Source organism: Paramesorhizobium endophyticum (genome assembly GCF_014640615.1).
Classification (GTDB): Bacteria; Pseudomonadota; Alphaproteobacteria; order Rhizobiales; family Rhizobiaceae; genus Paramesorhizobium; species Paramesorhizobium endophyticum.
The window spans coordinates 128,726-146,625 of record NZ_BMHH01000007.1; the positions used below are offsets into that span (position 1 = coordinate 128,726).

Annotated in this window: 14 protein-coding genes; 7 read left to right on the forward strand and 7 right to left on the reverse strand. The window is 64.0% G+C overall.

Annotation, left to right across the window (positions count from 1 at the left end):
- Positions 1-202: 202 nt before the first annotated feature.
- Positions 203-490 carry a YciI family protein gene (locus IEX53_RS10715; protein WP_188824161.1) on the reverse strand — a complete coding sequence of 96 codons (288 nt, stop codon included), beginning with the start codon at positions 488-490 and terminating at the stop codon, positions 203-205.
- A gap of 208 nt (positions 491-698) precedes the next feature.
- Positions 699-2,033 carry a dihydroorotase gene (locus tag IEX53_RS10720; RefSeq protein ID WP_188824162.1) on the reverse strand — a complete coding sequence of 445 codons (1,335 nt, stop codon included), beginning with the start codon at positions 2,031-2,033 and terminating at the stop codon, positions 699-701.
- A 70-nt stretch (positions 2,034-2,103) separates the two neighbouring features.
- On the opposite strand from IEX53_RS10720, the gene ygfZ reads away from it, so the two are divergent.
- The 4 genes from ygfZ to IEX53_RS10745 all read left to right on the forward strand — a co-directional run bounded on the left by ygfZ (position 2,104) and on the right by IEX53_RS10745 (position 5,482).
- Positions 2,104-3,093: a CAF17-like 4Fe-4S cluster assembly/insertion protein YgfZ gene (ygfZ, locus tag IEX53_RS23885; protein ID WP_236016131.1), complete on the forward strand. Its 990-nt coding sequence runs from the start codon at positions 2,104-2,106 to the stop codon at positions 3,091-3,093.
- Complete coding sequence (locus IEX53_RS10735; protein ID WP_188824163.1) at positions 3,093-3,707, forward strand: HD domain-containing protein; 615 nt, start codon at positions 3,093-3,095, stop codon at positions 3,705-3,707. The genes ygfZ and IEX53_RS10735 overlap by 1 nt, the downstream gene beginning before the upstream one ends.
- Positions 3,707-4,222 carry a tyrosine phosphatase family protein gene (locus IEX53_RS10740; RefSeq protein WP_188824164.1) on the forward strand — a complete coding sequence of 172 codons (516 nt, stop codon included), beginning with the start codon at positions 3,707-3,709 and terminating at the stop codon, positions 4,220-4,222. Before IEX53_RS10735 ends, IEX53_RS10740 begins: the two co-directional genes overlap by 1 nt.
- 267 nt (positions 4,223-4,489) lie before the next feature.
- A complete protein-coding gene (locus tag IEX53_RS10745) occupies positions 4,490-5,482 on the forward strand; it encodes an NUDIX hydrolase (protein ID WP_188824165.1) in 993 nt (330 codons plus the stop codon).
- Between the two features lie 229 nt (positions 5,483-5,711).
- On the opposite strand, the gene IEX53_RS10750 is transcribed toward IEX53_RS10745, so the two are convergent.
- Positions 5,712-6,617: a LysR family transcriptional regulator gene (locus tag IEX53_RS10750; RefSeq protein ID WP_188824166.1), complete on the reverse strand. Its 906-nt coding sequence runs from the start codon at positions 6,615-6,617 to the stop codon at positions 5,712-5,714.
- Positions 6,618-6,886: 269 nt separating this feature from the next.
- Here IEX53_RS10750 and IEX53_RS10755 point away from each other — a divergent pair, with 269 nt between their 5' ends.
- The 3 genes from IEX53_RS10755 to IEX53_RS10765 all read left to right on the forward strand — a co-directional run bounded on the left by IEX53_RS10755 (position 6,887) and on the right by IEX53_RS10765 (position 12,475).
- Positions 6,887-7,690 carry an alpha/beta hydrolase fold domain-containing protein gene (locus IEX53_RS10755; protein WP_188824167.1) on the forward strand — a complete coding sequence of 268 codons (804 nt, stop codon included), beginning with the start codon at positions 6,887-6,889 and terminating at the stop codon, positions 7,688-7,690.
- Between the two features lie 47 nt (positions 7,691-7,737).
- Entirely contained in the window at positions 7,738-8,955 is a 1,218-nt protein-coding gene (locus tag IEX53_RS10760; protein WP_188824168.1) for an efflux RND transporter periplasmic adaptor subunit, read from the forward strand.
- Between the two features lie 307 nt (positions 8,956-9,262).
- Positions 9,263-12,475, forward strand: coding sequence for an efflux RND transporter permease subunit (locus tag IEX53_RS10765; RefSeq protein WP_188824169.1), 3,213 nt, complete (start codon positions 9,263-9,265; stop codon positions 12,473-12,475).
- A 912-nt stretch (positions 12,476-13,387) separates the two neighbouring features.
- Here IEX53_RS10765 and panB read toward each other — a convergent pair.
- From panB to IEX53_RS10795, 4 genes are read right to left on the reverse strand one after another with little or no spacing between them, the layout of a single operon-like run.
- Entirely contained in the window at positions 13,388-14,206 is an 819-nt protein-coding gene (gene panB / locus IEX53_RS10770; RefSeq protein ID WP_188824170.1) for a 3-methyl-2-oxobutanoate hydroxymethyltransferase, read from the reverse strand.
- A 36-nt stretch (positions 14,207-14,242) separates the two neighbouring features.
- Complete coding sequence (panC, locus tag IEX53_RS10775; RefSeq protein WP_188824171.1) at positions 14,243-15,091, reverse strand: pantoate--beta-alanine ligase; 849 nt, start codon at positions 15,089-15,091, stop codon at positions 14,243-14,245.
- On the reverse strand, positions 15,088-15,957 hold the full coding sequence (nadC, locus tag IEX53_RS10780; protein ID WP_188824172.1) for a carboxylating nicotinate-nucleotide diphosphorylase: 870 nt from the start codon (positions 15,955-15,957) through the stop codon (positions 15,088-15,090). Before nadC ends, panC begins: the two co-directional genes overlap by 4 nt.
- Positions 15,957-17,672 carry an L-aspartate oxidase gene (locus IEX53_RS10795; RefSeq protein WP_236016132.1) on the reverse strand — a complete coding sequence of 572 codons (1,716 nt, stop codon included), beginning with the start codon at positions 17,670-17,672 and terminating at the stop codon, positions 15,957-15,959. Before IEX53_RS10795 ends, nadC begins: the two co-directional genes overlap by 1 nt.
- Positions 17,673-17,900 lie beyond the last annotated feature (228 nt).

Genomic DNA, 17,900 nt, shown 5'->3' on the forward strand with positions numbered 1-17,900 from the left:
CTGGCGGGCCTAATACCCCCCTCTGCCCTGCCGGGCATCTCCCCCTCAAGGGGGGAGATTGGCTGTCAGTACTGCTTTCGCCAATCGCCAGCATTGCAGAATGAAGCGCCGTCATCGATGCAGGCCAATCTCCCCCCTTGAGGGGGAGATGCCCGGCAGGGCAGAGGGGGGTTGCCTGGCGGCTCGGCCAAACGAACATCGCCTACAAAATCCCGCCCAGCGCCCCGTGGTGCTTCACCGGCTCGAACTCCACGACCTCATACCGCGCCAGCCCATGCTGCTGGAACGGGTCCAGCGCCAAGATCTCCTCAAGCTCGGCGCGGCTGACCTTGCCGCTCGCCAGGATGATACCCCCGTCGCGCGGATTTTTCGGGCCGGACGCCAAGAATATCTCCCTGGCGTAATAGGTATCGAGAAATTCGCGGTGAACCCGCAGATATTCCTCGATTTCCGTCAAAGGCTTCACATAGGTCAGGCTGACGATATACATGCGCGTCTCCCGTTTATGGTTGAAATCTCTGGCAAGCGCCCTCGTGGTTCGAGGCGAATTCCGCTGCGCTCCATTCGCACCTCACCATGAGGGCTACTGAAGCGCCGCCGCCCTTCACCCTGTCAGAAGCGCCGACGCCCCTTCACCCTCATGGTGAGGTGCGAGCGTAGCGAGCCTCGAACCACGAGGGTGAAGGGACTCACGCTATCTAAACCCGCGGCAGGGCCTCGACGAATTCCACCGGCTCGCCTTGCGAGGGCGTGACGATTTCGCCTTCCCACATGACCTTCAGCCCGCGCACGATGGTGCCCACCGGCCAGCCGGTGACGGTCTTGCCGTGATAGGGCGTCCAGCCGGCGCGGGAGCCGGCTTGGGCGTGGGTGATCGTCTCGCGGCGCTTCAGGTCGACGATCGTCAGGTCCGCGTCATAGCCGACGGCGACGCGGCCCTTGCGCGCCATGCCGAAGATGCGGTTGGGGCCGTGGGAGGTCAAATCCACGAAGCGTTCGATGGAGAGCCGCCCGGCATTCACATGATCGAGCATGATCGGCACTAGCGTCTGCACGCCGGTCATACCTGACGGTGAGGCGGGATAGGGCTTCTGCTTTTCCTCCAGCGTGTGCGGCGCGTGGTCGGAGCCCAGCACATCGACAACGCCCTGATCGATGCCATGCCAGACACCGTCGCGGTGGCGGGCTTCGCGGACAGGCGGGTTCATCTGGATCAGATTGCCAAGCGTCTTATAGTCTTCGGCGTCGAGAGTCAGATGGTGCGGCGTCGCCTCGCAGGTGGCGACATCCTTGTGGCCCTTGAGGAACTCGATCTCCTCCGAGGTCGAGATATGCAGCACATGGATGCGTGCACCGGTCTCACGGGCGATGCGCACGAGGCGCTCGGTACAGGAGAGGGCGGCGATTTCGTCGCGCCAGACGGGGTGGCTCGACGGGTCGCCGGGAACGCGCAGATGCTCCCGCTCGCGCAGGCGGAACTCGTCCTCCGAATGGAAAGCAGCACGGCGGCGAGTGTTGCGCAGGATAGAGCGCACGCCTTCATCGTCTTCCACCAGCAGGTCGCCGGTGGAGGAGCCCATGAACACCTTGATGCCCGCCGCGCCCGGTAGACGCTCCAAATCGGCCACCTCGCCCGCATTGTTGCGCGTGCCGCCGACCCAGAAGGCGAAGTCGCAGTGCATGCGGTGGCGACCGCGCTTTATCTTGTCAGCCAGCGTCTCGGCGGAGGTGGTGAGCGGCTTGGTGTTGGGCATTTCGAAAACGGCGGTGACGCCGCCCAGCACGGCGGCGCGGGATCCGGTCTCCAGATCTTCCTTATGCTCCAGCCCCGGCTCGCGGAAATGCACCTGGCTATCCACTACGCCGGGCAGGATATGAAGGCCGGTGCAGTCGATGATTTCCCCGGCGTCATGGCCGGAGAGATTGCCGATGGCGGCGATGCGGCCATTGCGGATGCCGACATCCCGCAAGCCTTTCCCATCCTGATTGACCAGCGTGCCGCCCTTCAGGATCGTGTCGAAAGTCTCTGCCATCTTAGTCTCTCCGTCTTGCCGGCTTTCACGTTCCGGCTTACCTATCACGGGAACAAAAGGGGTAAAAGGCATGATCGAACCTATCCGTTTGAGCGACCGCGCGCTCGTCCTCGTCACCGGCGAGGAGGCGGAGAAATTCCTGCAGGCCATCATCACCACCGATTTGAGCGAGCTGAACGAGCGCGAATTGAAACCGGGCGCGCTGCTGACGCCCCAGGGCAAGATTCTGTTCGATTTCCTCGTCTCGCGCATCGAGGGTGGATTGCGCTTCGACCTGCCCGCCTCCCAGGCGGCGGATTTCGCCAAGCGGCTGACGCTTTACAGGCTCAGGTCCAAGGCGGAAATTTCCCTGCAAAATGAAGCGTATATTAGCACTTCCTGGAAGAACGATTCCGCTGCCTCATATAATGATTCAATCATATATGACCGGCGATTTCCGGATGAATTGGAGGTGGTGCGGCATTACGAGAGCCCCTCACCCTTACCCTCTCCCCGTCAGGACGGGGAGAGGGGGGCATCGACGTTGCCGCCTCTTTCTTCCACCCCTGCACCTGGCAAGAATGAAGGGGCACCAACGTCTATGTCCCCCTCTCCCCGCCTGCGGGGAGAGGGTAAGGGTGAGGGGCATTCCACGACATGGACAGCTTTGCGTATCGCCCACGGCGTGGCCGAATCCGGCCATGATTATGCGCTCGGCGATGCCTTCCCGCATGATGTCAATCTCGACCAGACCGGCGGCGTCTCGTTCCGCAAGGGCTGCTTCATCGGGCAGGAGGTGGTATCGCGCATGCAGCATCGCGGCACGGCGCGCCGCAGGGTGCTGGTTGCCACGGGCGAAGCCGCCCTGCCCGCCCCCCGCACGCCGCTGACGGTGGGTGGACGGGAGATCGGCACGCTGGGCAGCGTCGCAGGCGACAAAGGGCTGGCGCTCGTGCGCATCGACCGGGTGAAGGAGGCGATGGATGCGGGCACGCCCATTCTCGCCGGCGAGGTGACGGTGACGCTCGCAATTCCACCCAGAGCGACGTTCGGCTTTCCCGAGACGCAAGAGACCGCCTGATGGCCGCAGGCGAAAAAAGGCGGGCGTGGCAGCGTATGCTGTCGGGGCGCAGGCTCGATCTGCTCGACCCCTCGCCGCTCGACGTGGAGATATCAGACATCGCGCACGGCCTTTCCCGCGTGGCGCGCTGGAACGGTCAGACCGCCGGGGACCATGCCTTCTCGGTGGCGCAGCACTCGCTATTGGTCGAGCAGATATTTTCGCGAATCGCGCCTGAAGCCACGGTGCGGGACCGAATGACCGCCCTCCTCCATGACGCACCGGAATATGTCATCGGCGACATGATCTCGCCGTTCAAGACCGCCGTGGGCGGCGATTACAAGGCGGTGGAAACGCGGCTGCAAACGGCCATTCACCTGCGCTTCTCGCTGCCTGCGGCCACGCCCGGCCCGCTCAAGACGCTGATCAAGCGGGCCGACACTATCGCCGCCTTCTTCGAGGCGACGCGGCTGGCGGGCTTCTCGGAGGCGGAGGCGGTCAAATATTTCGGACGTCCGCGCGGGATCGACCCGCAAGGGCTGGACTTGACGCCGCGGGCGACGCAAAACGTGCAGGAGGATTTTCTCGCGCGCTTCCATGCGCTCGAAGCGGCGCGGAAGAACGAGGACCGCTGATGCCTGACATCGTCGTCTCACCGCTCTCTCGCCTTGCCGAAACAGTGCTTGCGCATGGCCCGCGCGACATGGTGACCTTGCTCAATACCGGTACGCCTGTCGAGCGGCCGGACTGCATCGCGGCGGAGCGGCACCTCGTGCTCGGCTTCAACGATATCGTCGAGGAACTGCCCGGCATGACCGCCCCGGCGGCGGAGCATGTGGAAAAGCTCATCGGCTTCGCCCATGGCTGGGACCGGCGGGCGCCACTACTCATCCATTGCTTCGCCGGGATTTCGCGCTCCACGGCCGCGGCCTATATCGTGGCGAGCGCGCTCAATCCGGAGACGGGTGCGGTGAAGCTCGCCACGCTCCTGCGCCAGCGCGCGCCATCAGCCACGCCGAACATCCGCCTGGTGCGGCTGGCGGACGATCTGCTTGGACGCGGCGGGCGGATGGTGGATGCGGTAACGGCAATCGGGCGTGGCGCGGAGGCGTTCGAAGGCGTGCCGTTCGTGCTGCCGCTGGGGGTGTGAGGGGATGGAAGCGCCGGATACCTTCCTTTGCCCTGCCGGGCCGGCTTGCGCCCTCCCTCCCCCTTGCGGGGAGGGTGGCCCGAAGGGTCGGGTGGGGGTGGTGACGTTTGCGTCATTGTCTCCAGCAAAAGCGCAAGCGTCACCACCCCCATCCGTCTGCTCCGCAGACACCTTCCCCGCAAGGGGGAAGGAGGGCGCGAACCTGTCGCCCGCAAGGGCAGAGGGGGGTGGGCGACGCGCCGCTTCATCAGAACCGGAGCCACTCTGATGCGCCAGCCAACCACCGCCGTCGAGATCGGCCTTTCCGCCGCCATCGTCGCGGTGGAGGACAACGGGCCGCTCATTCTCTGTACGCCGACGACCAGCGCGTCCGAAAAGTCCGCAACTTCGCCGGATCATGCGTTGGACGAACTCCCCTTCGGCCCGTTCGATCCCCTCGCCCATCGCACGCTCGAAACGGGCCTGCGCGGCTGGGTGAGCGAGCAGACGCGGCTGCGGCTCGGCTATGTGGAGCAGCTTTATACGTTCGGCGACCGGGGCCGCCATAAAACCGCGACTGAGGATGGCCCGCATGTCGTCTCGGTGGGCTATCTGGCGCTGACTCGTTCGGCGGTGAACGGCGGTGGGAGCACGACCGCCGAAACGGGACGCTGGCGGGAATGGTATGCCTTCCTGCCGTGGGAGGACTGGCGCGGCGGCAAGCCCGCGCTCATCGACGATACCATCCTGCCCGCCCTCCAGCGCTGGGCGAACGAAAAGCAGGAACCCCGCGCGGCGCGGCTGCTGCCCCGCCCCACCCGGCTGCGGCTGGCGTTCGGCCTCGACGGCGTGCCGTGGGACGAGGAGCGTGTGCTCGAACGCTATGAGCTTCTCTACGAGGCGGGGCTGGTCGGAGAAGCCTTCAACGATGGCAATGCGCCCAACCCGCCGCCTGTCTCGCTCGGACGCGCCATGACTTTCGACCACCGGCGTATCCTCGCAACCGCCATCGCCCGCCTGCGCGGCAAGCTGAAATACCGCCCGGTGGTCTTCGAGCTGATGCCGCCGGACTTCACGCTGACGGCGCTGCAGGAAATGGTCGAGGCGATATCGGGCCGCCATCTCCACAAGCAGAATTTCCGCCGGCTGGTCGAAAGCACCAATCTGGTGGAGCCCACCGGCACAACGATCACCCAAACCCGCGGCCGCCCCGCCGCCCTCTACCGCTTTCGCCACGAGGTGCTGGAGGAGAGGCCTGCGCCGGGGTTGAGGGTGAGGTGAGCGTAGGTTGAAAGACGTTGTGGAAATCTCTCCCACGGAACCAACTGTGCGCCCTTCACCCTCGTGGTTCGAGGCTCATTCCGCTGCGCTCCAATCGCACCTCACCATGAGGGTGAAGGGTTGCGACGCCGCAGTAGCCCTCATCCTGAGGTGCGTAGCGAAGCGAAGCCTCGAAGGGCGCGGGCGCTGGGCGCTTCCATCAAAATAATGGCTACTTCCATGCGATACTTCATAACCCCGCCTTCCCGAACAAATCCGCCGCCCAATCCACGAACGCGCGCACCTTGCTGCTCAAATGCCGGTTGGGCGGGAAGACGACGAAGATGGGCACGGGTTCGCGGCTCCATTCGGACAGGATCGGTTGCAATGTGCCATTGCGGAAGGGTGTCTCGGCCATCAGGCGGGGGATCTGGACGATGCCCATGCCGGCCTCGGCGGCGGCGAGGTAGGTGATCGCCTCGTTGGTGGCGACGAGGTAGCGGCCAAAGACCTCCATGTTCTCTTCGCCCTCGCGCGTGAATTCGAGGGGAAGTTGCTGGCCGGTCTGGGCGCGGAAATAGCCGACGACGTAATGATCCGGCTCGATCTCGCGCGGGTGCTGCGGATTGCTGAATTTCTTGAGATAGGACGGCGCGACGCAGGTGATGAAGTGCATCTGCGCGATGCGCCGGGCAATCAGCGACTGGTCGGTGATCTCGCCAATGCGAATGGCGCAATCAACATTTTCCGCCAGGATATCCACCGGACGGTCGGAGACGCCGAGATCAAGGCGGATGCCGGGGTGGCGCGCCTTGAAATCCCAGAGGTTGGGGATCACGATGAGGTTCGCCAGCGCGCCCGACATCTCGACACGCACCCGCCCTTGCGGGGTGCCCTGCGCGTCGGCGATACTCGAATCGAGTTCTTCCAGATCGGCAAGGAGCCTGAGCGCGCGGTCATAATAGAGCGCGCCGTCATGCGTCACCAGCACGCGGCGGGTCGTGCGGTTCAAAAGCTTGGTGCGTAAGTGCGATTCCAGACTCTGGATGAGCTTGGTCACGGTCGCCTTCGGCATGCCCAGCGATTCCGACGCGCGCGAGAAATTGCCCGCCTCCACCACCCGGATAAAGGCGCGCATGGCTGCTAGCTGGTCCATCCCTTCACCCCCATTTGTCGATTCAGCAGGATTTTCATCCGAAAACCGGCATCCACCTTTCGGAAACCCTGCTTATTGTTCACCCACAGAAACAGTGTTGTGGCGTAGTTGGGATTTTTTACCGCGCAAAACAATACCATCTTAGGGCCACATTGTGCTTTGCAGCAATCCTACTGACAAAAGGCTGTCAGGAAGGCTGTGCAATAGGATAAACCAAAGCCTTTGCAACCCAACAGATGAATGGCGCGCGGAGGCGGAGTTTAGGAATCATGGGAGCGGTCTGGACCGAGGAGACACTTAACAGCAATGCGGGCCCGCTGAGGGTGCGCGTTTATCGCGGGGACTCGGGAGCGAAGGCGCCGCCGCTGGTGCTGCATCTGCATAGCGGCGCGTTCCTGGAGGGCTCGGCGAAATGCGGGCACCTGGTTTCGACGCTGCTCGCCGATGCGGGCGCGGTGGTGGTGTCGCCGGATTATTGCGATGCGGCCAAGGAGCCTTTTCCGGCGGCGCTCAAGTTCACCTATGAGATGCTGGGGTGCCTCTGCAAGGATCGCGGGGCGCTTGCGAGCAAGAAATCCGCGCTCTACGTCGCGGGCGAGGAAGCGGGCGGCAATCTCGCCGCCGGGCTGGCGCTGAAGGCGCGGGACGTGGCGTTCGGCAGCCTGCAGGGACAGATCCTGCTTTCGCCGATGCTCGACCCGAGCGTGGCGACGGGTTCGTTCCGCAAGATGCAGGGCGGCGCGACGGACTGCAAATGGCTGGACGGCTGGAAGCACTATCTGGGCTTCGGCGCCTGCCATCCCTATGCGGCGCCCGGGCTTTCCATGCGGCTCGGCGGGGTCGCGCCTGCGCTGGTGGTGACGGCGGAGGACGACCCGATGCGCGACGAAAGCCTGAACTATGCACGGCGCCTGCGGGAGGCGGGCGTTATGGTTCAGGAACATGTTCTGGCCGGAAAGACGGGATGGCCCATCGCTTATTGCGAGTGCCCGAGCGTCCGTCCGCCATGGGGGGAGACGATCTGCGACTATTTCAAGGCGTTTTTCCAGGAGACGGGAGCCCTCCCTCAATAACCATTCTCAACCTGTACCGGCCGTAGCGCCGATCACGGAGATCACACATGACTAAGACTGCCCCCAGCCGGCTCCTCTGGAGCGCCGGCCTGATCCTTCTCGCGTCCGTTTCCGGCGTGGCGCTCTACACCAACCTCCCCGGCGGCGGCGCGCAGGCCGAAACCAGCGAGGCGGCGCCGGAAGCCGCCCCCGCCATTCCCGTCTCCGTCGCCGCCGTCGAGGCGCGCGACGTCACCCTCTGGCGGGAATTCTCCGGCCGGCTCGAAGCGGTCGACCGCGTGCAGCTTCGCTCGCGCGTCGCCGGAGCAATCCAGGCGGTGCATTTCCGCGAGGGCGCGCTGGTGAAGCAAGGCGACTTGCTCGTCAGCATCGACCCCGCGCCCTTCCAGGCGGCGGTGGCGCAGGCCCAAGCCCAGGTGGAAGCGGCCAAGGCGCGGGTGGAACTCGCGCGGCTCGAACTGGAACGCGGGCGCAAGCTCGTCGCCTCGCGCACCGTCTCGCAAAGCGACCTCGACCAGCGCATGACCACGGCGCATGAGGCGGAAGCCTCGCTGCGGTCCGCGGAAGCCGCGCTGCAGGCGGCGAAGCTCGACCTCGGCTACACGGAAATCCGCGCTCCCATCTCGGGCCGCGCCGGCAGGTTCGAGATCACGCCCGGCAATCTGGTGGCGGCGGGCTCCGCCTCGCCGGTGCTGACCACGCTGGTCTCCGCCGACCCCATCTATGCCAGCTTCGATGTCAGCGAGGAGTTCGTGGCGAAGGCGCTTGCCGAACTTCCAGCCAGCGAAAGCGGTGCGCCGGCGGTCGAGCGGATTCCGGTGCGGATCGCCACATCCGGTCAGACCGGAAAGCCGATCGAGGGTCACTTGCAGCTCATCAACAATGAGGTGGACACGGCCAGCGGCACGGTGCGCGTCCGCGCGGTGCTCGACAACAAGGACGGCAGGCTGATCCCCGGCCAGTTCGCCCGCATCGAAATGGGCGAGCCGAAGCCGGAGCGCCAGTTGCTCATCAGCGAACGGGCGATCGGCACCGACCAGGACAAGAAATTCGTCCTCGTCGTCGGCGCCGACAACAAGATTGCCTATCGCGAGGTGAAACTGGGCGAGGCGGCCGAAGGCCTGCGGATTGTCCAGAGCGGCCTCGAGCCGGGCGAGCGCGTCGTCGTCAACGGCCTGCAGCGGGTGCGCCCCGGCGCGCTGATCGAGCCGCAGATGGTGGCGATGACGACCAGCGAGCAGCCGCTGGCGACGGCGCAGAGGTAAAGGACTCAGTTGGGCGTCTGGCGCTCACCCCCCTCTGCCCTGCCGGGCATCTCCCCCACAAGGGGGGAGATCATCCTTCATAGACGCTCCCGCCAATCGCGGACCGTTGCAGGATGGGGGCCAAAGCCCGTGTCAGCCAATCTCCCCCCTTGTGGGGGAGATGTCCGGCAGGACAGAGGGGGGTGAGCGACGGCTCCGCCAAGCGATACCTCGTCAGAATTCCTAACAAACATGGCAACGGCGGAAACAACCCTTCCGCCGTCGCTCTCTCTTTCTCTCAGAAATCACACTCCCAGAGGGACGTGACATGAACTTTTCCAAATTCTTTGTGGACCGTCCCGTCTTTGCGGGCGTGCTGTCGGTCCTGATCGTGGTGGCGGGGCTTTTGGGCCTGCGCGCACTGCCGATCTCCGAATACCCGGAAGTGGTGCCGCCATCCGTGGTGGTGCGCGCGCAATATCCGGGTGCCAGTCCGCGCGTCATCGCCGAGACGGTGGCGACGCCCATCGAGGAAGCCATCAACGGCGTCGAGGACATGCTCTATATGGAGAGCCAGGGCACGGCGGATGGCGTGATGACGCTGACGGTGACCTTCAAGCTCGGCACCGACCCGGACAAGGCACAGCAGCTGGTGCAGAACCGCGTCAGCCAGGCTGAGCCACGGCTTCCGGCGGAAGTGCGCAGCCTCGGCGTCACCACGGTGAAAAGCTCGCCGAACCTGACCATGGTGGTGCATCTGCTTTCGCCTAATGACCGCTATGACATCACTTACCTGCGCAATTACGCGGTCTTGAATGTCAAGGACCGCCTGGCCCGCATCAACGGTGTCGGGCAGGTGCAGATATTCGGCGGCGGCGACTATTCCATGCGCATCTGGCTCGACCCGCAAAAGGTGGCAGAGCGTGGCCTTTCGGCCAGCGATGTCGTCCAGGCGGTGCGCGAACAGAATGTCCAGGCGGCGGCAGGCGCCATCGGCGCTTCGCCGGGCCTTCCGGGCCTCGATCTTCAGCTCTCCGTCAACGCGCAAGGGCGTCTCAAGACCGTCGAGGATTTCGGCGATATCATCATCAAGACCGGGGCGAATGGCGAGATCACGCGTCTGAAGGATGTCGCGCGCATCGAGCTCGGCGCGTCCGAATATTCGCTGCGCTCGCTGCTCGACAACAAGGCAGCGGTGGGCATGGGTATCTTCCAGGCGCCGAACTCCAACGCGATCCAGATATCGGACGATATCCGCAAGGTGATGGAGGAAGTGCAGAAGACCATGCCGGAAGGCGTGAAATACGAGATTGCGTATGACACGACGCAGTTCGTCCGCGCCTCCATCGACGCGGTGGTGCATACGCTGCTCGAAGCCGTCGCGCTGGTGGTGCTGGTCGTCATCGTGTTCCTCCAGACATGGCGCGCCTCGATCATCCCGCTCGTCGCCGTGCCGGTGTCGATCGTCGGCACATTCGCGGTGATGTATGTCTTCGGCTTCTCCATCAACGCGCTCAGCCTGTTCGGCCTCGTGCTCGCCATCGGCATCGTTGTCGACGACGCCATCGTGGTGGTGGAAAATGTCGAGCGCAATATCGAGGAAGGCCTGTCCCCGCGCGAAGCGACCTATCGCGCCATGCGTGAGGTTTCCGGCCCGATCATCGCGATTGCGCTGGTGCTGGTGGCGGTGTTCGTGCCGCTCGCCTTTACCTCGGGCCTTACCGGCCAATTCTACCGCCAGTTCGCACTCACCATCGCGATCTCGACGGTCATCTCGGCCTTCAACTCGCTGACGCTTTCCCCGGCGCTGGCGGCCTTGCTGCTGCGCGGCCATGACGCGCCGAAGGATTGGCTCACCCGTCTCATGGACGGAGTGTTCGGCTGGTTCTTCCGCGGCTTCAACCGCGCCTTCGGCGCCGGCTCCAACGGCTATAGCCGTGGTGTGCGGGGCATCCTCTCGCGCAAGACCATCATCATGGGGCTTTACCTCGTGCTGGTCGGTCTTACCTTCGTGATGTTCAACAAGGTGCCGGGCGGTTTCGTGCCGGGGCAGGACAAGCAGTATCTCGTCGGCTTCGCGCAATTGCCTGATGGGGCGACGCTGGACCGTACCGATGCCGTCATCCGGAAAATGAGCGACATTGCCGCCAAGCAGCCGGGCGTCGAGACGACCCTTGGCTTCCCGGGCCTGTCGATCAATGGCTTCACCAATTCAGCGAATGCGGGCATCGTGTTCGTGATGCTGAAACCTTTCGAGGAGCGTGAAGGCCCGGCGCTTTCGGGCAACGCCATCGCCATGCAGCTGAACCAGCAGTTCGCGGGCATCCAGGATGCGTTCATCGCCATGTTCCCGCCGCCGCCGGTGATGGGACTTGGCACGATCGGCGGCTTCAAGCTGCAGATCGAGGACCGCAACGGCCTTGGCTATGAAGCGCTTGATCAGGCAACCAAGGCGTTCCTCGGCAAGGCCTATCAGACGCCGGAACTGGCCGGGCTGTTCTCCAGCTACCAGATCAACGTGCCGCAGCTCTATGCCGATATCGACCGCGCCAAGGCGCATCAGCTCGGCGTGGCAGTGACGGATGTGTTTGAAACGCTGCAGATCTATCTGGGCTCGCTCTATGTGAACGACTTCAACCAGTTCGGCCGAACCTATTCCGTCCGGATGCAGGCCGACGCGCCCTATCGCGCCCGGGCCGAGGATATCGGCAAGCTGAAGGTACGCTCGGCTTCGGGCGAGATGATCCCGCTCGCGGTGCTGCTCAATGTCGAGCAGAGCGCCGGGTCCGAGCGCACGATCCGCTATAACGGCTTCCTCTCCGCCGATATCAATGGCGGCCCCGCGCCGGGCTATTCGTCCGGACAGGCGCAGGACGCGATCGAGAGGATTGCACAGGAGACGCTGCCTCCCGGCATCAGCTTCGAGTGGACGGACCTGACCTATCAGCAGATCCTTGCCGGCAACTCGAACCTCATCATCTTCCCGCTTGCCATCCTGCTCGTGTTCCTGGTGCTGGCGGCGCAATATGAAAGTCTCGCCCTGCCCTTCGCCATCATCATGATCGTGCCGATGGGGCTTCTGGCGGCGATGACCGGGGTATGGCTCAGCCATGGCGACAACAACATCTTCACCCAGATCGGGTTGATCGTGCTGGTGGGCCTATCGGCGAAGAACGCCATCCTGATCGTCGAGTTCGCTCGAGAACTCGAGTTCGCGGGGATGTCGCCGAAGGATGCCGCGGTGGAAGCGAGCCGGATGCGTCTGCGCCCGATCCTGATGACGTCGATGGCGTTCATCATGGGCGTGGTGCCGCTGGTGCTCTCGACAGGTGCGGGTGCGGAAATGCGCCAGGCCATGGGCATCGCCGTCTTCGCCGGCATGATCGGCGTCACCGCCTTCGGCATCTTCCTGACGCCGGTGTTCTATGTGCTCCTGCGAGCCCTCAGCGGAAACAAGCCGCTGAAGCACACCGGCGACGGGACGATCCCAATCCCGCCGGAAGCCGGAGGGCATGCGCCGGTGACGCAGAAGGCGCACTAAGAGAAGAAGCCCCGCGGATGGGAACATCCGCGGGGTTTTTGTTTTGACTATAGCGGTTCTTATTTTGGGGGAATCAGCGCCAAGCGCCCTCGTGGTTCGAGGCTCATTCCCCCTTCGGGCCCCTTCGACAAGCTCAGGGTCGCCCCTCAGGGTCCATTCGCACCTCACCATGAGGGCTACTGGAGCGCGCCGTCCTCACTTCATCCTGAGACGCTGACGCCCCTTCACCCTCATCCTGAGGTGCTAGCGAAGCGAGCCTCGAAGGGCGGGGGTGAAGGGATCGCCATGGCACCTTTTCCATCAAACCGTGAAGTGCTCTAATAGCCTCGACTTCCCCGCGCTTCGTTGATATTGTTGCCTTAGGGGCCATGATATGGCCATGAGCGTTCGAAGCGGTTGTAACCAATGAAAGCAGATGCCTTCAAAAATGGGTTCATGCGCGGGTTTTCCGCTCCCTTCTTGTTCTTCTCGCCCATAGAAATACGCCACCCGGCTCAGTTCAATGGAAGCGTTGCGAAGGCATGGGCTGATGTTGGTCGTGTCCTATCCGATGCTACGAAAGCGCAGGGGACGTATCTTGAGCAAAAAGCCGACAAGTCCAAACGATCAAAGCGCCGATAGCGCGCCGCTTAAGTCTCCTGCCCCCATTGAGCACGTTGCGCCGGAAAAGCATGGCCTACCATTCGTCCAGTTCATGGAGAGCCTGTACGTTGAGGGCCTTGATCTCGAACGTGAAGTGGATTCGGAAGGCCGAGCGCCCTCCCTCCCCCTTGCGGGGAGGGTGGCCCGTAGGGTCGGGTGGGGGTGGTGACGTTGCGCAAGGTCGCCAGCAGAAGAGCAAACGTCACCACCCCCATCCGCCCGCTGACGCGGGCACCTTCCCCGCAAGGGGGAAGGAGGGCGCGAGCCCCGCTATTTCTTCATCTTATAAACCTGTTCTTCCCCCGGAAACGCCCGCGCCTTCACATCCTCCGCATAGGCCTTGACCGCTGCCTCGATGGCTGCGCCTACCGCGCCGTATTGCTTGACGAATTTCGGCGGGCGGGGGTTGAGGCCGAGCATGTCTTCCAGAACCAGGATCTGCCCGTCGCAGTCCCTCGAAGCGCCGATGCCGATGGTGGGGATGGCGGTTTCGCGGGTGATTTCGGCGGCGAGCGGCTCGACAATGCCTTCCAGCACCACCGCGAACGCCCCTGCCTCTGCGACCGCTTGCGCGTCCGCCTTGATCAGCGGCCAATGGGCGGGGTCGCGACCTTGTGTCTTGAAGCCGCCGAGGGTGTTGACCGATTGCGGCGTCAGGCCGATATGGGCCATGACAGGGATACCGCGCTCGGTGAGGAAGCGGATTGTCTCGGCCATGCGCACACCGCCTTCCAGCTTCACCGCGCCGCAGGCGGTTTCCTTCATGATCCGCGCGGCGTTGCGGAAGGCTTCCGACGGGCTTTCCTCATAGGTGCCGAAGGGCATATCCACTACAACGAGCGCCTTGTTCGAGCCACGGACCACCGCGCGGCCATGCACGACCATCATGTCAAGCGTGACGCCGATGGTCGAGTCCATGCCGTGCATGACCATGCCAAGGCTATCGCCCACCAACATGAAATCCGCATATTGATCGACAATCGCCGCCGTATGCGCATGATACGCCGTCAGCGACACGATGGGCCTGCCGCCTTTCATCGCGCGGATTTCCGGGGCAGTGATGCGGCGGGTGGTGATTTCTCGGCTCATGGGAATTCTCCGCAATTGCAGTCTGAAACGCTGGCGTTAGTTATCTATCACTCTTTGATCGATCAGCCGCACCTTACCGAAGCGGACGGTTAAAAGCACCACAACGGGCTTGTCGAATTTGCCGGTGACTTTCGACAAATCCGCGGCGTCGCGGATGTCCACCGCCTCGATGGACCCGCGCGGCTCGGCTTCAAGCACGTCTATTATCGCCTTGCGGATGGCTGTCACGGAGCGCTCGCCTTGCGCGGCCAGCGTTTGCGCGGCGTTCAGCGCCTTCGACAGCACCACGGCGGCCTTGCGATCCTCGGGCGTCAGCAGGGCGTTGCGCGAGGAGCAGGCGAGGCCGTCCTCTTCGCGCACGGTCGGCACGCCTACGATTTCCACCGGCACGTCCAGATCGGTCACCATGCGGCGGATGATGGCGAGTTGCTGGTAATCCTTTTCGCCGAAAAAGGCTCGGTCCGGCTGGGCGATGTTGAAGAGCTTGGTGACGACGGTCGTGACACCACGGAAATGGCCGGGGCGAAGCTTCCCCATCAGGACGCGAGAAAGCGCCGTCACCTCGACGATGGTTTGCGCGCCGGGGCGGTAAATCTCCGCTATCTCAGGGGTGAAGACGTAATCGACGCCCTCCGCCTCCAGCAGTTCAAGATCGCGCCTCAGGTCGCGGGGATAGGTGGCGAGATCCTCATTCGGGCCGAACTGCGTCGGGTTGACGAAGATCGACACCACTGCCACGTTGCAGCTCTTGCGAGCCTCCCGCGCCAGCGTCAGATGGCCGATATGGAGATAGCCCATGGTCGGCACGAGGCCGATGGTCTTATCGGAACGGCGTTCCGCTTTTAAGGTGGCGCGGAGGTCCGCGATGGTGGAGATGACCTTCATGGGTTGATCCCTATATCCAGCCCCACATCCAGCGTCGGCGCGGCCATGGTGATCTTCGAGGTCGAGATATAATCGACGCCCGTTTCCGCTATAACCCGGATTTTATCGAAGGAAACGTTGCCGGAAGCTTCCAGTTTGGCGCGATTTGCTGTCATTTTTACGGCTTTTTCAAGGACCGGAGGGCCCATGTTGTCAAGAAGGATCACATCGGCCTGTGCCGCGAGCGCCTGCTCAAGCTGCTCCAGCGTGTCCACCTCGATTTCGATTTTCACCAGATGCCCGGCATAGGCCCGCGCCGCTTCGATGGCTTTTGCGACGCCGCCCGCGACGGCGATGTGGTTGTCCTTGATGAGGATGGCGTCGTCGAGGCCGAAGCGATGGTTCGCACCGCCGCCGCAACGCACCGCATATTTGGCGAAGGCGCGCATGCCGGGTACGGTCTTGCGCGTGTCGCAGACTTTGGCGTTCGTATGGGCGATGAGATCGGCGAATTTCGCGGTGTAGGTGGCGATGCCGCTCAGATACATCAGGAAATTCAGCGCCACCCGCTCGGCGGAAAGAATGGCGCGGGCGTGGCCGGTGACATGGGCGAGCGGCTGGCCGGGCGTTACTTTGTCGCCGTCCTTGACAAGCGCGACGAAGGAGATGGCGGGGTCAAGCAAGGTGAAGGCGGCCTCGGCCAGCGGCAGGCCGGCAATGGTGCCCGCCTCGCGCGTGGTGAGCGTCGCCTCCGCCTGCGCATCTTCCGCGATGGTGGCTTGCGTGGTGATGTCGCCCGCGCGGCCCAAATCCTCGGCCAGTGCTGCGCGCACCGCGTCTTCTATGAGCAATCGCGGCAGGACGGGCGGATTGGGTCTGGGGGTCATCAGGCAAATTCCCTGTGGTTCTGGATAAAGCCTTCGGCTTCCGCAAGGGTGAGGCGCGAGCGATGCCGCCATTCGGGTTGTGCGTCGGGGAAATCGGTGCGGAAATGCGCGCCCCGGCTCTCCTGGCGTTTCAAGGCGCTGACTGCGACGAGTTTGGCCGTGGTGAGCGCGTTGGCGAAGGCAGGGGTGCGGTTGGTGCGTTCGAGGGCGAGGATGGTGCGCAGGCCCTCTTCCATGCCAGCGCGGTCGCGGATGACGCCGAAATTCGTGCTCATGGTTTTGCGCAGGAGGGCGATGGCGACATCATCGCTGAGCGCCTGGCTGGAGGGGGTGTCCTTTTGGCGGGAGCGTGTCTCACCCCCCTCTGCCCTGCCGGGCATCTCCCCCACAAGGGGGGAGATTGGCTGGGAGGTCCGATTTCGCCAATCGTCAACGTTGCCGAAGGGAGAACCGTCATAGATGAAGGCCGATCTCCCCCCTTGTGGGGGAGATGTCCGGCAGGACAGAGGGGGGTGAGTCTCGCGCAGTGTTTTGACCGAAAAACACGCCTCAACATCCCCCGCCACCCGCGCGGCGAACACCACCGCCTCCAGCAGCGAGTTCGACGCCAGCCTGTTGGCCCCATGCACCCCCGTCGATGCGACCTCGCCGCATGCCCATAGCCCGTCAAGCGAGGTGCGGCCCTGGGCATCCGTCAGCACCCCGCCCATGAAATAATGCGCCGCCGGGACGACCGGGATCGGCTGCGTCACCGGGTCGATACCGGCTTCTTGGGCGTAGCCGTAAACGGTGGGAAATTCCTCCGGGAAGCTGGCGCCCACTGCCTTTGTGCAATCGAGCCATGCGCCCCTCCCCGCCATTACTTCCGCAAAGATGCCGCGCGCCACCACGTCGCGCGGGGCCATTTCCGCTTCCGGATGGAGCGCCTGCATGAAGCGCTCGCCCCGGTCGTTGACGAGCGTCGCGCCATGGCCGCGCAGCGCTTCGGTCGCCAGCGGCGCGGGGTCCCTGCCGACGTCGAGCGCAGTGGGGTGGAACTGCACGAACTCCATGTCTGCCACGATTGCCCCGGCCCGCGCGGCCATGCCGACGCCCATGCCTAATGCTTCGGGCGGATTGGTGGTCACCGCATAAAGGTGGCCGATGCCGCCGGAGGCCAGCACCACGGCGCCGGCGGGGAGATGGAGGCGCTCGTCTTCACGACGGGCGAGAATGCCGGTCACCCGACCTTCTTCCATGAGGATTTCTTCTGCTATATAATTTTCTAGCACCTGAATGGAGGACGTGCGGCGCACCGCCTCCACAAGCGCCTGCATGATGGCGCGGCCCGCCATGTCGCCGCGCACCCGGACCACCCGGCTTTGCGAATGCGCCGCCTCGCGGGAGACCTGCAAGCGCCCTTGAAGATCCCGGTCGAAGGGAACGCCGTAGGAGAGAAGGTCGTGGACGCGCGCGGCCGCCTCGCTGACCATGCCCCGGGCGATGGTCTCGTCCACGATGCCGTCACCCGCGGCGAGCGTGTCGGCCAGATGCTGCTCGATGGTGTCGCCGTCCGCGACCGCAGCCGCGATGCCCGCCTGCGCCCATGCCGATGACGCGCCATGGCCGATGGGCGCGGCGGCGAGAACGGTGACAGGACGCGGCGCGAGCTTGAGAGCGCAGAAGAGCCCGGCGAGGCCACCGCCGACGATGATGATGTCGTTAGTGACGGGCATGAGGGGCTCGCGCGAGATCGATGCGTTGCGCTTTACGAGCACCCCCCTCTGTCCTGCCGGACATCTCCCCCACAAGAAGGGAGATTGGCTGTGAGGGCCGCTTTCGCCAATCGTCAACGTCGCAGAATAGAGAATCGTCATCGATGAAGGCCGATCTCCCCCCTTGTGGGGGAGATGTCCGGCAGGAAAGAGGGGGGTGCGCTACGCTGGGTGCTGAAGCCACAATAT